The sequence below is a fragment of the Sutterella parvirubra YIT 11816 genome, from assembly GCF_000250875.1.
Taxonomy (GTDB): domain Bacteria; phylum Pseudomonadota; class Gammaproteobacteria; order Burkholderiales; family Burkholderiaceae_F; genus Sutterella; species Sutterella parvirubra.
Genome location: NZ_JH604995.1, coordinates 1,694 through 15,799, shown reverse-complemented (window position 1 = coordinate 15,799; position 14,106 = coordinate 1,694). Strand labels below are relative to the sequence as shown.

The following is a 14,106-nucleotide window of genomic DNA, read 5'->3' as shown; positions in this document are numbered from 1 at the left end:
ACGAAGGCGTCGATTTCCACCTGAAAGTCGCGCGTCTTCCAAACGCGCACGGGAAGGGGCGGCGTCGCCTGAAGCAGTTCGAGGACGCAGTCCTCCCAAAAGGCGTCCGCACCGCAACCAGCCAACCGCTCGCGGATGCGCTCAGCCTCTTCGGCCCGCCAGTAGGAAACCCCCGAGAGGGACCAGCCTTCGGCGGAATTCTTGCGGACACCGCGAAGGACGCCGCCCTCTTCGATCACTTCCCATTCGGAAGCACCCTTGCGCGTACGCTGCACGACGAAGCCCGACCGCGGACCGTGGAGGCGGAAGTCCTCCAAAATCTCCGTAAAGACGTTGCGCGTCAGGAGAAGGTCGCCGTCGATGATGAAGGTGTCGGCGAAGGCTTTGCCCAAAACCGCCACCGAGCTGTGATTGTTCCTGCGGGCGTAGTCCGGATTGAAGAACGTCCGCAGACCCATGCGCCTCGCCACCTCGTCGAAGGCCTCGTGCCTGTAGCCGGTCACGATCGTGATGTCGCGGATGCCCGCCTCGCGGAGGTAGTGGACGGTGCGCTCCAAAAGCGTCACGCCGCCCACGGGAAGAAGCGGCTTCGGGAGCTGCTTCGTAAAGGGTTGGAGCCTTGAGCCCTAACCCGCACACAAAAGTACGGCTTGGGGCCGCAAGGCATGGTCAGTCACAGCAATTTTTCTCCAAAGGCTTTCGACCAGGCGTTCAACAGCACGTCCGTGCCGTGCGCCCGGAAAGCGGCGGGGTCCGACAATTCCCGACGCCACGCACGTGCGCCGGGGAGCCCCTGCGCCAACCCGATCATGTGGCGGGCCGTCGCACGGATCGCCAACGGGTCGTCGGCGCAATGCGCCTTGAGGTACTCCGTCATACTAAGCACAACATCGTAGCGGCTTTTTTCCATGGCCGCATCACCAAAAAGCGTCTCGTCGACCCCCGTCAGGATCCACGGGTTGTGGTACGCCGCACGCCCCACCATCACGCCGTCAAGCCCTCCGTCGATGAGACCCTTCGCCGTCTCCACGTCCGCGATCTGACCGTTCGCGACGATCACCGCGTCGGGTAAGGCTTTCTTCAGTTCAAAGGCCCGCTCGCGCATCAGGGGCGGCACCTCGCGGTTTTCCTTGGGCGAGAGACCTTTGAGCCACGCCGCGCGGGTGTGCACGACGAAGACGCGGCAGCCGACCTCGTAGAGGGTCGAGACGAAGTTCGAGACGAAGTCCCAACTGGAGTCGTCGTCGACGCCGATGCGGTGCTTCACCGTGACGGGACGGTCCGTGACTTCGGCCATCGCCTGCCAGCATTCGGCCACGAGCTTGGGCTCCTTCATGAGGCACGCCCCGAAGCTCCCCTTCTGGACGCGCTCGCTCGGGCAACCGCAGTTGAGGTTGTATTCGTCGTAGCCGAAGTCGGACGCGATCCGCACGGACTTCGCGAGATCCTCCGGGTCGGAGCCGCCCAACTGCAGCGCCACGGGGTGTTCGACGTCCGTGAAGCCCAGGAGCTTTTCACGGTTTCCGAAGAGGATCGCCCCGGTCGTCACCATTTCCGTGTAGAGCCGGGCGCGCTTCGAGAGCGAGCGGTGGAAGACGCGGCAGTGGCGGTCGGTCCAGTCGAGCATCGGCGCGACGGTGAAGCGCCAGGCCGAGGGGTCGAGGGGCGTCTGTTGGAGCGTCGTGGGCGTCGTCATGAGAGTGATGAAGTAGATAGTGAAACGATCCCGCATCGCGGAGGGTGCGGGATCGCTGAAAAGAGAGAAGACGGGAGAGGTCTACGGTTTCGTCAGGATTGAGGCGCTTCGGGGAGACCCGGGAGGCGTTCCACGGCGGTCTCGCCGTCGACGTAGACCCAGCGGCCTTCGTGACGCTCGAAGCGGCTCTTCTCTTGAAGCACGAAGAGCCCTTCATCGTCCCGCCCCGTCGCGCGGAAGGTCACCGTCCCGCGGTGGCCCTTCTTCGCGAGCGACGTGCCGAGGATCTCCAGTCCCACCCACTGAACGGGCGTCTCGCCCGGTTCAAAGATCCGGCGCGGGCGCTGCCGGGCGGACCACGACTCCAAGAGATACGTTTCCGCCCCCAACGCATAGGCCGAGTAGCGGCTCCGCATCAGCGCCTCGGGGTCGGGGGCGGCCTCGCCCCCGAAGACGAAGCGTCCGCAACAGTCCGAAAGTGCCTTCCCCGAGCCGCAGGGGCACGGGGCGGACATGTCGGACTCAGGCTTTTGCGTCTCAGGCGAACTCATTGGCTTCGGCGCGGGCGGCGCGCTTGCGTTCGAAGTCCTTGAGGTAGCGCTTACGCAAGCGGATCGACTGCGGCGTGATCTCCACGAGTTCGTCGTCGTTGATGAATTCGACGGCGCTCTCCAGCGTGAGCTTCACCGGGGGCACGAGACGGATCGCTTCGTCGGTGCCGGAGGCGCGGATGTTGGTGAGCTGCTTGCCGCGGATGGGATTCACGACAATGTCGTTTTCGCGGGCGTGCTCGCCGATGATCATCCCTTCGTAAAGCTTGTCGCCGGGGTTGACGAAGAGGCGGCCGCGCTCCTGAATTTTCCAGAGCGCATAGGCGACGGCTTCGCCGTCGTCCTGCGAGATGATGACGCCCGAACGGCGCTCACCCACTTCGCCCTGCTTGATGGGACCGTAGTCGTCGAAGACGTGGCTCATGATCCCCGTGCCGCGGCACATCGTCATGAAGAGGCTCTGGAAGCCGATGAGGCCTCGGGCCGGGATGCGGTACTCCAGACGCACGCGGCCCTTGCCGTCGGGCTGCATGTCCTGGAGGTCGCCCTTGCGGCGGCCCAACTCTTCCATGACGCCGCCCTGGTGCTCTTCCTCGACGTCGACCGTGAGGAGTTCATAGGGTTCCATCTTGACGCCGTCGATTTCCTTCAAGAGGACGCGCGGGCGGGAAACGGCGAGCTCGTAGCCTTCGCGGCGCATGTTTTCGAGAAGAATCGTGAGGTGGAGTTCGCCGCGGCCGGCCACTTCCCAGACGGTTTCGTCCTTCGTCGGGCGCACGCGCATGGCGACGTTCGACTTGAGTTCCCGTTCCAGGCGCTCACGGATCTGACGCGACGTGACGAACTTCCCTTCGCGGCCGGCGAGCGGGGACGAATTCACCTGGAAGTTCATCGTGAGGGTGGGTTCGTCCACTTTGAGCATGGGGAGCGCTTCGGGGCTCTGCGTGTCGGTGATGGTCGTGCCGATCGCGAGCTCTTCGATGCCGTTCACGAGCACGATGTCGCCCGCTTCCGCTTCGTCGACCAACATGCGGTCGAGCCCTTCGAACTTCAGGACCTGATTGATCTTCGCGCGCTTCGGGGTGTCCTCGGGGCCGTTCATGATGGCGACCTCCATGTTCGGACGGATGCGCCCGCGGTGGACGCGCCCGACGCCGATCTTGCCGACGTAGGAGGAGTAGTCAAGCGAGCAGATCTGGAGCTGCAGGGGGCCATCCGGATCGTCGTCACGCACGGGAACGTACTTCAGGATCGCGTCGAAGACGGCGCGCATGTTGCCGATCGCCTTCAATTCTTCAACGTCGGTCGTCTCACCCGCGTAGCCCGAGAGGGCCGAGGCGTAGATCACGGGGAAGTCCAACTGGTCTTCCGTCGCGCCCAGCTTGTCGAAGAGGTCGAACGTTTGGTTCACCACCCAGTCCGGACGCGCGCCCGGACGGTCGATCTTGTTGACGACGACGATGGGCTTGAGGCCCTGGGCGAGCGCCTTTCGGGTCACGAAGCGCGTCTGCGGCATCGGACCTTCGACGGCGTCGACCAGGAGCAGCACGCCGTCCACCATCGACAGCACGCGCTCCACCTCACCGCCGAAGTCCGCATGCCCCGGGGTGTCGATGATGTTGATGTGGGTACCCTCATACTCGACGGCGCAGTTCTTCGCGAGAATCGTGATGCCGCGTTCGCGTTCAAGGTCGTTCGAGTCCATCACGCGTTCGGCCACCTGTTGGTTGGCGCGGAAGGTGCCGGCGCTCTGAAGGAGCCGGTCGACCATGGTCGTCTTGCCGTGGTCGACGTGCGCGATGATCGCAATGTTACGAATGGCTCGGGTCATGGTTTGAAAAAAGTGTTCTGGGTTTGGAGTGTTCAGTGTGCGATGAGGCGCTCGGGGGCGAGAAGGCCGTCCGTAAGCTGCGCGGTGCCGAGAAGACCGCCGTCGGCGTCGTAGACGCGCACGCGGTTCTCCGTCGTGGGGCCCTCGCCCGACGGGGGCGCGAGGCGGATGCGCTGCCCGTTCATGAAGCGGGCGGCGTCGGCAGTTGCCAGGTCGATGCGTTCGAGCGTCGAGAGGAGCGCGTCCGAGGGCGTCAGTTTAGCGCGAAGCGCCGCGAGGGACGCCGCCCGGCAAGCTTCCTTTTGAGCTTCGGTCTGATCCTCAGCTTCGCCCGCGGCTTCGCAGGATCGGGCGATCGTCTCCAACGCCTCCATCGTGACGGCCGCATCGAGCGTGAGCTCTCCCACGCGGGTGCGGCGAAGCGCCGTCAAGTGCGCGCAGGAGCCGAGCTTTCGGCCGATGTCTTCGGCAAGCACCCGGATGTAGGTGCCTTTCGAGACCAGGCAGTCCATCGTGAAGGACGTGCCGTCGAAATCGCGGATCGTGAGTTCGTGGATCGTCACCGGGCGCGGTTGCCGCTCGACCACCTCGCCGCGGCGGGCGATGTCGTAGAGGCATTCGCCGTTGCGCTTCAACGCGGAGTACATGGGCGGCACCTGGAGGATGTCGCCCAGGAAGCTCCGGGCGGCTTCAAGGAGCGCCTCTTCCGTGACGGGCGCCGCCGAGGTTTCAATCACGTCGCCCTCGGCGTCCCCCGTATCGGTGGCTTCGCCCAGCTTCACGCGGGCGGTATAGCCCTTCACGGCGTGAAGGAGGTCCGCGGAAAACTTGGTGGCGTTCCCAAAGCAGAGCGGAAGAAGGCCGGAGGCCGCGGGGTCCAACGTCCCGGTGTGGCCGGCCTTGGCGGCGTTCACCATCCTTCTCACGCGCTGGAGCGCGTGGTTCGAGCTCATGCCGACGGGCTTGTCGAGGAGCATCACGCCGTCGACGGCGTCGCCCTTGGGTCTGCGCGCCATCCTCAGCGCTCTCCCGCGGGCGTTTCCGCCATGGCGCGCTTGATGAGCGCGTCCATTTCGAAGCCCTTCGCGACGCTCGCGTCGTGCGTGAAGTGAAGGGTCGGCACCGTGTGGATGCGCAGATTCTTGAAAAGATGGTTGCGGAGCATGCCCGCGGCGGCGTTCAGCCCCTCGGCGCACTCTTCGGGCTCGCGCCCCAGCACCGTGAAGTAGACCTTCGCGTGGGCGTAGTCCGGGGTCACCTCGCAGCCCGTGATCGTCACGAGGCCGACGCGGGGGTCACGAACCTCCACCGGAATGAGCGCGGCGAGGTCCTTGGCGATCTGATCCGCGACGCGGAGCGCGCGGCCGGGTTTCTTGGCTTTCAATTCGAGTTCCTCAGAAAGAACCGCGCCGGTCCGCTCCGAGGAGCGGGACCGGCGCCGTCCGGATGCGGCTTAGAGCGTGCGGGCGACTTCGGTCACCTCGAAGACTTCGAGCTGATCGAGTTCGCGGATGTCTTCATAGCCCTTGAGCGACAGACCGCACTCGTTCCCGGCCTTCACTTCGCGGACGTCGTCCTTGAAGTGCTTGAGGGAGGCGAGTTCGCCCGTCCAGATGACGACGTTGTCGCGAAGGAGGCGCACCGACGCGTTGCGGCGGACCGCGCCTTCCAAGACGCGGCAGCCCGCGATGTTGCCCACCTTCGGGACGCGGATGATCTGGCGGATTTCGACGAGACCGATCGGGGTTTCGCGGACTTCCGGAGAGAGCATGCCGCCCAGGGCCGCCTTCACGTCATCCACGGCGTCGTAGATGATGTTGTAGTAGCGGATGTCGATGCCTTCGTTTTCGGCGAGCTTACGGGCCTGCGCGTCGGCACGGACGTTGAAGCCCAGGATCACGCCCTTCGAGGCGGCCGCGAGGTTGACGTCCGACTCGCTGATGCCGCCCACCGCGGCGTGCACGACGGAAACGCGCACTTCGTCGGTGGAGAGCTTCGTGAGCGCGTGAATGAGCGCTTCCTGCGAGCCCTGAACGTCCGCCTTGATGATCAACGGGAGCGTCTTCACTTCGCCTTCGCCCACGTCGCTGAAGAGGTTGGCGAGGTTCGTCGCGTGCGCCTTCGCGAGCTTCACGTCGCGGTACTGGCCCTGACGGAAGAGCGCGATTTCGCGCGCCTTGCGTTCGTCGTTGAGCACAATGACTTCGTCGCCCGCACCCGGCACGCCCGAAAGACCCTGGATTTCAACCGGGATCGAGGGGCCGGCCGTGTTCTGGGCCTTGCCGAGTTCGTTGATCATCGCACGGACGCGGCCGAATTCCTGGCCGACCAACACGACGTCGCCGCGGTGGAGCGTCCCCGACTGAACGAGGATCGACGCCACAGGGCCGCGACCCTTGTCGAGGCGCGATTCGATGACGAGACCGCGGGCGCGGCCTTCGACCGGGGCCTTCAATTCCAGCATTTCGGCCTGAAGAAGAACGTTTTCGAGAAGCTCGTCCACACCCTGACCGGTCTTCGCCGACACCGGGCAGAAGGGCACGTCGCCGCCCCATTCTTCCGGCATGACTTCGTTCGCCACGAGTTCCTGCTTCACGCGGTCCGGGTTCGCTTCGGGCTTGTCGATCTTGTTGATGGCGACCACGAGCGGGACGCCCGCCGCACGGGCGTGCGAGATCGCTTCCTTCGTCTGGGGCATGACGCCGTCGTCCGCCGCCACCACGAGAATGACGATGTCGGTCGCCTGGGCGCCGCGGGCGCGCATCGCCGTGAAGGCTTCGTGGCCCGGGGTGTCGAGGAACGTGACGATGCCGCGCGGCGTCTTCACGTGGTACGCACCGATGTGCTGCGTGATGCCGCCCGCTTCACCCGCGGCGACCTTCGCGCGGCGGATGTAGTCGAGAAGCGAGGTCTTCCCGTGGTCGACGTGACCCATGATCGTGACGACCGGGGGACGCGGGAGTTCGGGGAAGTGTTCCTGTTCGGCCAATTCGCCGAGAAGCGCTTCGGGGTCGTCCGCCTTCGCGGCGAAGGCCTTGTGGCCCATTTCTTCGACGACCAACATCGCGGTGTCTTGGTCGAGCATCTGGTTGATCGTGACCATCTGACCCATCAGCATGAGAGTCTTGATCACTTCCGTCGCCTTGACGCTCATCTTGTGGGCGAGGTCGGCGACCGAGATCGTCTCGGGGACCTGCACTTCGCGCACGATCGGTTCCTGCGGCTGCTGCGGCATCAGCTCACCCTGACGGTGACGGTCCTGGCTGCGGCGGCCGCGCGCGGTGCGGAAGCCCTGCGAGTCGTCTTCGCCGCGCGTCTTGATGACGCGGCGCTTCTGGTTGTCGTCGTCCCAACGGCCGCCGCGGTTCTGCGACTTCTTCTTGTCGGCGGGATGACCCTTCTTCTCCGTGGACGCCGGCTGCTGAGCCTGACCGGCGGCGGGCTTCTTCGCCTGCTGCTGGCGCTTCTCGTCCTGACGCTGGTCGGGCTTCGCCTTCTCGTTCTTCTCCGCCTTGTCGGCCTCGGCCTTTTCGGGGCGCTGGGGCTTCTTCGCCGTCATGACGCCCGCCTTGCGGTTCATCATTTCACGGATCTTGCGGGCTTCTTCTTCGGCCTTGCGGCGCGCCTCTTCCCGGCGCTGGGCTTCCTGTTCCATACGTTTTGCGGTGGCCTGGGCCACTTCGGCGTCGAGCTTCGCCTTTTCGGCCGCGCGCTGCGCGGCCTTCAAGGCGGCTTCGTCGCTCTGGTTCCTGAGGGCTTCTTCACGGGCCTTCGCCTCTTCGGCGGCGCGGGCGGCTTCCGCCGCACGGCGCTCGGCCTCTTCCTTGGCGCGGCGTTCGGCTTCAAGGCGCTCGGCCTCGGCCTTGGCGCGGGCTTCCGCCTCCGCCTTCGCACGGCGTTCGGCCTCTTCCTTGGCGAGTCGTTCGGCTTCGGCCTTGGCGCGGGCTTCCGCTTCACGCGCCGCGGCGGCGTCGGACGCCTCCGCGGCTTCGCGGGCGCGGCGGGCTTCTTCTTCGGCAACGACCTGCGGGTTCTTCACGAAGACGCGCTTGCGGCGCACTTCGACCTGAATCGTGTGGGCGCGCCCCGAGCCGTCGCTCTGCTTGATGACGCTCGTTTCCTTGCGCGTCACCGTGATCTTCCGCTGCGTGGGCGTGCGCTCGGCGCGCAGGCTGTCGAGAAGACGGCTCTTGTCCTCGTCGCTCAGCTCATCGGTTTCGTTCGTCTTGTGCACGCCGGCGGCGCGGAGTTGGTCGAGGAGGGTCTTCACCGGGACCTTCAGCTCCTGCGCGAATTCATTCACCGTTTTGCTCATGGATATTCTTTTCTCCTTCGGCGGCGGCTTTTCAAGCCCCGCCGGTAGGCCGGGAGCGCGGGGAGATCCTCGTTCGGGATCGATCCCTGCGCCCCGCACGGCCTGGCGTTCATTTCAATGCGCGGCTCAGAACCAGTGGGCGCGGGCGCCCGTGATGAGCTTCTTGGCGCGTTCTTCGTCGATCCCGGTCATCTCAACCAGCTCGTCCGTGGCGAGCTCGGCGAGTTCGTCCAAGGTCTTCACGTCGTGGGCCACGAGCTTGTTCGCGAGATCGTTGTCCATGCCGTCCAATTCGAGGAAGTCCTTCTCGGCCTTGCGGAGGTTCTCTTCGCGGGCAAGCGCATCGGCCAAAAGCTTGTTGCGGGCGCGCTGACGGAGTTCTTCGATCGTGTCGCGGTCGAACGCTTCGATCGCGAAGAGTTCCTTCTCCGGCACGTACGCGATTTCTTCGACCGAGCTGAAGCCCTCTTCGATGAGGACGTTCGCGGCGGCTTCGTCGATATCGAGGCTCGCCATGAAGTCCGCGCGGATCTTCGCGGTTTCTTCGTCGCGCTTTTCGCTCGCTTCGGCCTGCGTCATGATGTTGATCTGCCAGCCGGTCAATTCCGACGCGAGGCGGACGTTCTGACCGCCGCGGCCGATCGCGACCGCGAGGTTCTCTTCGTCGACGACGACTTCCATCGTGTGCGTTTCTTCGAGCATGACGATGGAGCTCACCTTGGCGGGTTCCAGCGCCCCCACGACGAACTGCGCGGGGTCTTCGCTCCAGACGACGATGTCGATGCGTTCACCCGAAAGCTCCGACGTCACGGCGTTCACGCGGGAACCCCGCATGCCGATGCAGGTGCCGATCGGGTCGACGCGGCGGTCGTGGGACGTGACGGCGATCTTGGCGCGAAGGCCGGGGTCGCGCGCGGCGGCCTTGATCTCGATGATGCCTTCTTCGATTTCGGGCACTTCGAGTTCAAAGAGCTTCTTCACGAATTCGGGCGAGGTGCGCGAGAGGATGACCGTGCGGCCCTTGGGCGTTTCGCCCACGTGGTCGACGTAGGCGCGGACACGGTCGCCCGTACGCATGTTTTCGCGCGGGATCATCTGGTTGCGCGGCAGGCGCGCTTCGAGGCGGTCGATCTCGACGATCGCGTCGCCCTTGTCCATGCGCTTGATCGTGCCGGTGACGATCGTTTCGTTCTTTTCGAGGAATTCCTTCAGGATCTGCTCGCGCTCCGCGTCACGCAGGCGCTGCAGGATCACCTGCTTCGCGTCCTGGGCGAAGCGGCGGCCGGCGCTGTCGATGTCGACGTTGTCGATCGGGCGCTCGAGGTAGTCGCCCACATTGAGGTCGGGGAACTCGTCGTGGATGTCGGAGAACATCTCCTGACGGTCCGGTTCGGCGAGGCCCTCTTCGTCGGCGACGACGAGCCAGCGGCGAAGCGCGGTGAATTCACCCGTGGCGCGGTCGACCAAGACGACCACGTCGGCGTCGACGCCGGGGAAGCGGGCGCGCTTCACGGCGCTCGCGAGCGCAAGCTCAAGGACGCCGAAGACCACGTCCTTCTCCACGTTCTTCTCGCGGGCGAGCACGTCCACGAGTTCAAGCATTTCACGGCAGTTCACGGTGTTACCCCTTAAAGTTCAGCTGAGCGATGAGATGGGCGCGGTCGACGTCCGCGAGCGCGAACGTCACGCGCACCGGAGCCGCCCCCTCGGTTTTCTGTTTGCGGGCGCGCGCCGCGTCGCGCGGCGTGCGGGCCACTTGGACTTCAAAGTAGTCGAACGTCACGACTTCGGCTCCGGATTCGCCTTCGATGCCGATCAGGCGGCCTTCGAGACGGCGGCGGCCCGCTTCGGGAAAGCCTTCGGCCTTCAAGGGCGCGAAGAGCTCCGCGTGCACGAGCTCACCCGCGAAGCGCTTCCAGTCGCGGGCGCGCTTCAGAGGGCGCTCCACGCCGGGAGACGACACTTCAAGGCGTTCGTACGGGACATCCTCCACGGTGAAGAGGTGCGAGAGCTGGTCGCTCACGCGTTCGCAGTCTTCAAGCGAGATGCCGCCTTCGGCCTCGGTGTCGATCGTCACGCGCACGAGGCCGCGGGCGAGGCGTTCGAGTTCGACGAACTCGTAGCCCATCCCCTCGACGGTGCGTTCGACGATGTCGTTCAGCGCTCCGGATTGAGTCATAAGCGTGTGTTCTATCCTTTCCACGTCCGCCCGGCCGACCTTCCGGTCGGCGTGCGGACCATTAAAAAAAAATGGGCACCGAAATGCCCATTTCACATGAACCCGGACCGTCCGACCGGTGCGCTTCCCTCGAAGCGCAGGGTCTTCCGACAGCCTGGGTGGCGTCACCTTCCTCTACCGGCCGCTCCCGGCGTCAACGCCCTATCGGGGCGACGCTGCGGGGGCCGGTCGGACGCCGCAAAGCATACGATCGATCGGGACTCGCCGTCGGGCTTCACTGAGAAGCCCCGGGGCACGCCGCCCGCAAGCGTATGGGCGGGAAATCATGCACCGATCGATGAACGCCGTGATTTTAGGGGAAGACGGCCCCCACTGCAAGCGCGGGGGCCGTGTTTTTCATCCTTCCCCCGGGGCTCAGCGGTCGGCCGGACCGCCCTTCTTGGGACCGCGCGCACCGGGGCGGCGGCCCTGCGTCGGGCGGTCGCTCATGTCGCGCTTTTCCTTGAAGGGGACGCCGCTGCGGTCCCCGCGCTTGCCCGTTGTCGAACGCTTCGGGGCCTGGACCTTCCTGGGCGCTTCTTCCTCGGTCTTGGCCTTCGCCTCTTCGCGGGCCTTCGACCAGGAAGAGGTGAGCACGCGGCCTTCGGCGCGAAGCTGCGCCTTTTCGGCCTTCTTCTTTTCGGCGCGGCGCTCGATCGCGGCGCCCTGCTTTTCTTCGGCGTCCTTCAAGTCGAGCATCCAGGCGCGGACTTCTTCCGGGGTCAACTCCATCTTCTTCCCGCGGGGGAGCGACTTCGGGAGCGACACCGCGCCGTAGCGCACGCGGATGAGGCGCGAGACGGTGGTCCCCACGGCTTCGAACATGCGGCGCACCTCGCGGTTGCGGCCTTCGCGGATCTTGACGCGGTACCAGTGGTTCGTGCCCGTGCCGCCTTCGTCGATGAGGTCGTCAAAGCGCGCGGGACCGTCCTCCAATTCGACGCCCGTGCGGAGCGCCTGCATCGATTCGGCTTCAAGTTCGCCGATCACGCGCACGGCGTATTCGCGTTCGATCTCCCAACGGGGGTGCATCAAGCGGTTGGCGAGGGACCCCGAGGTCGTAAAGAGCAGCAAGCCTTCCGTATTGAAGTCGAGGCGACCCACCGCCACCCAGCGGGCGCCGGGGACGCGCGGGAGGTGGTCGAATACCGAGGGACGGCCCTCGGGGTCGTCGCGGGAGACGATCTCGCCCGCCACCTTGTGGTACATGAGAACGCGCGGGGTCTTTTCTTCCAGGCTCCTGCGGTGGACGAGGCGGCCTTCGACGCGGACCGCATCCGCGGCGGTGACGCGCTCGCCCAAAGCGGCGGTCTTCCCGTTGACGGTGACGACGCCGGATTCAATCAAACGCTCCATTTCGCGGCGCGAGCCGAGGCCGGCGTCAGCCAGGGCCTTCTGGAGCTTTTCCGTCGGGAGCTCCGGCGTCTTCATGCGGCGGGCTCGGTCGACGATTTCAAGCGCAATGGGGCGGTCGGCAAGCCCGCGCACTTCTTCAAAGGCGGCCTGCGGATCCATGGCGTGGCTCGAGCGCCCCTGGGCCTTCCGGGGCCCTTCGGGACGGCGGAACGGCGTGCGCTTCGAGGCGGGACGCCCGGCGGCCGGGCGCTGACGATTGGGTTTATTCACGATGAACTCCTCACCCGCGAACCGGGAACCCTCGCGGGCGCCGTGCGGCGTGCGGGGCCTGGTGCGGCCCCGAGTGTGATGCGGGAAGCCGGATGCTTCCCGAACTGCTTGGGATTCTATGACGGTTGGGCCGGAGGGTCTTCCAAACCCGGCGTCCGGCACCGTTCAAAAACAAAAAATCCCAAGCGTCGAAGCTCGGGATCTCTTGGTATCAACTGGCGGAAGGGGTGGGATTCGAACCCACGATACGGTATAACCGTATACCGGATTTCGAGTCCGGCGCATTCGACCTCTCTGCCACCCTTCCGTGTCGAGAGAAGACGAACTATACAGAGGCCCCCGGGAAAAAGCAAGAGGCGCGGCGAAAAAAAATGTTTCGGCGCGCCTCTTCTGAGCCTTGTACCCGGGAAGAAGCACCCCCGCGGGGCCCTCTTCCCAGGCCGACCTCACGTCGGTTACTTCGCTTCCGGACGAAGCACTTCGAGGCCGCCCATGTAGGGACGGAGCACTTCCGGAACCGTCACCGAGCCGTCGGCGTTCTGGTAGTTCTCGAGAACCGCCACGAGCGTGCGGCCGACGGCGAGGCCCGAGCCGTTCAGGGTGTGAACGAGACGGGTGCGGCCGTTTTCGTCCTTGAAGCGCGTACCCATGCGGCGCGCCTGGAAGTCTTCGCAGTTCGAGCACGACGAAATTTCGCGGTACGTGTTCTGCGCGGGGATCCACACTTCCAAGTCGTAGGTCTTGGCGGCACCGAACCCCATGTCGCCCGTGCAGAGCGTGATGACGCGGTAGGGGAGCCCCAGCTTCTGGAGGATCCCTTCGGCGTTCTTCGTCATCTGTTCGAGGTGCTCGTAGGAGTCTTCCGGACGGACGATGCGCACCATTTCGACCTTGTCGAACTGGTGCTGACGGATCATGCCGCGGGTGTCACGGCCGTAGGCGCCGGCTTCCGAGCGGAAGCAGGGCGTGTGGGCCGTCACGAGAATCGGGAGGTCGGAGGGCTTGAGCATCCGGCCGGTCACCTGGTTCGTCAACGTCACTTCCGCGGTGGGGATGAGGTACATCTGTTCGCCTTCACCCGTCGCGCCGCCCTTCTTCGCCGCGAAGAGGTCCTCTTCGAACTTCGGGAGCTGGCCCGTGCCGCGAAGGGTCGAGGCCGTCACGACGTAGGGGGTGTAGCACTCGGTGTAGCCATTTTCCGTCGTGTGCGTGTCGAGCATGAACTGCGCGAGCGCGCGGTGAAGGCGGGCGACCTGGCCGCGCATGAACGCAAAGCGCGCGCCGGAGAGCTTCGCCGCGGTGTCGAAGTCGAGGCCGAGCGGGGCGCCCACGTCGACGTGGTCCTTCACCTCGAAGCCGAACGTGCGGGGCGTGCCCCAGCGGCGCACTTCGACGTTTTCCGTTTCGTCGCGGCCGACCGGCACGCTTTCGTGCGGAATGTTCGGGATGCGCAGAAGCAGGTTTTCAAGGTCCGTGCGGATGCGGTCCAATTCCTTTTCGAGGTCCGCGAGCTCTTCGGGGATGCGGGCGGCTTCGGCCATCAGCGCCGAAGCGTCCTCACCCGCCTTCTTCGCCATGCCGATCTGCTTGGAGAGCGTGTTGCGCTGCGCCTGGAGCTCTTCGGTGCGGGTCTGCACGGACTTGCGCTCCGCCTCGAGGCGGTTGAACTCCTCTTCGGGGAACTGGAAACCGCGGGCGGCGAGTCGGGCCACCACTTCAGGAAGCTGCTTGCGCAGCATCGTCACGTCGAGCATTTGTAATCCTTCTTGAGGGTGTCGATGATGTTTGGTTGAGGGGAGACCTGCTCCCGGAAGTCGTTCGGTGATTCTACCGCGGCGGGGCCGCGCCTTTCGGCGCGGACCGCCGCCG

The 14,106-nt window shown here is 65.4% G+C and carries 11 protein-coding genes and 1 tRNA gene; all 12 read right to left on the bottom strand.

From position 1 onward, the window contains the following. Positions 1–575 (bottom strand): NTP transferase domain-containing protein (locus HMPREF9440_RS07370; RefSeq protein WP_040764684.1); only part of this gene is annotated, 575 nt, incomplete at its 3' end. Between the two features lie 98 nt (positions 576–673). Beyond that, positions 674–1,696 (bottom strand): tRNA dihydrouridine(20/20a) synthase DusA, encoded by a 1,023-nt coding sequence (dusA, locus tag HMPREF9440_RS07365; protein WP_040764681.1) that lies wholly within the window; start codon positions 1,694–1,696, stop codon positions 674–676. A gap of 92 nt (positions 1,697–1,788) precedes the next feature. After that, the gene (locus HMPREF9440_RS07360) at positions 1,789–2,211 is read right to left on the bottom strand and encodes a YchJ family protein (RefSeq protein WP_050816181.1); all 423 of its coding nucleotides are present in this window, start codon (positions 2,209–2,211) and stop codon (positions 1,789–1,791) included. A gap of 22 nt (positions 2,212–2,233) precedes the next feature. After that, entirely contained in the window at positions 2,234–4,078 is a 1,845-nt protein-coding gene (gene typA, locus HMPREF9440_RS07355) for a translational GTPase TypA (protein ID WP_008542932.1), read from the bottom strand. A gap of 32 nt (positions 4,079–4,110) precedes the next feature. Next, entirely contained in the window at positions 4,111–5,094 is a 984-nt protein-coding gene (gene truB, locus HMPREF9440_RS07350) for a tRNA pseudouridine(55) synthase TruB (protein ID WP_008542931.1), read from the bottom strand. A 2-nt stretch (positions 5,095–5,096) separates the two neighbouring features. Next, positions 5,097–5,462, bottom strand: coding sequence for a 30S ribosome-binding factor RbfA (rbfA, locus tag HMPREF9440_RS07345; RefSeq protein WP_008542930.1), 366 nt, complete (start codon positions 5,460–5,462; stop codon positions 5,097–5,099). A gap of 69 nt (positions 5,463–5,531) precedes the next feature. Then, on the bottom strand, positions 5,532–8,393 hold the full coding sequence (infB, locus tag HMPREF9440_RS07340; protein WP_008542929.1) for a translation initiation factor IF-2: 2,862 nt from the start codon (positions 8,391–8,393) through the stop codon (positions 5,532–5,534). Positions 8,394–8,519: 126 nt separating this feature from the next. Further along, positions 8,520–9,995, bottom strand: coding sequence for a transcription termination factor NusA (gene nusA / locus HMPREF9440_RS07335; protein ID WP_008542927.1), 1,476 nt, complete (start codon positions 9,993–9,995; stop codon positions 8,520–8,522). 19 nt (positions 9,996–10,014) lie between these two features. Beyond that, positions 10,015–10,572, bottom strand: a complete 558-nt coding sequence (gene rimP, locus HMPREF9440_RS07330; RefSeq protein ID WP_008542925.1) for a ribosome maturation factor RimP — start codon at positions 10,570–10,572, stop codon at positions 10,015–10,017. A 414-nt stretch (positions 10,573–10,986) separates the two neighbouring features. Then, complete coding sequence (gene rluB / locus HMPREF9440_RS12390) at positions 10,987–12,237, bottom strand: 23S rRNA pseudouridine(2605) synthase RluB (protein WP_050816179.1); 1,251 nt, start codon at positions 12,235–12,237, stop codon at positions 10,987–10,989. 216 nt (positions 12,238–12,453) lie between these two features. Further along, positions 12,454–12,544, bottom strand: a tRNA-Ser gene (locus tag HMPREF9440_RS07320). A 148-nt stretch (positions 12,545–12,692) separates the two neighbouring features. Next, positions 12,693–13,991: a serine--tRNA ligase gene (serS, locus tag HMPREF9440_RS07315; protein WP_008542922.1), complete on the bottom strand. Its 1,299-nt coding sequence runs from the start codon at positions 13,989–13,991 to the stop codon at positions 12,693–12,695. Positions 13,992–14,106 lie beyond the last annotated feature (115 nt).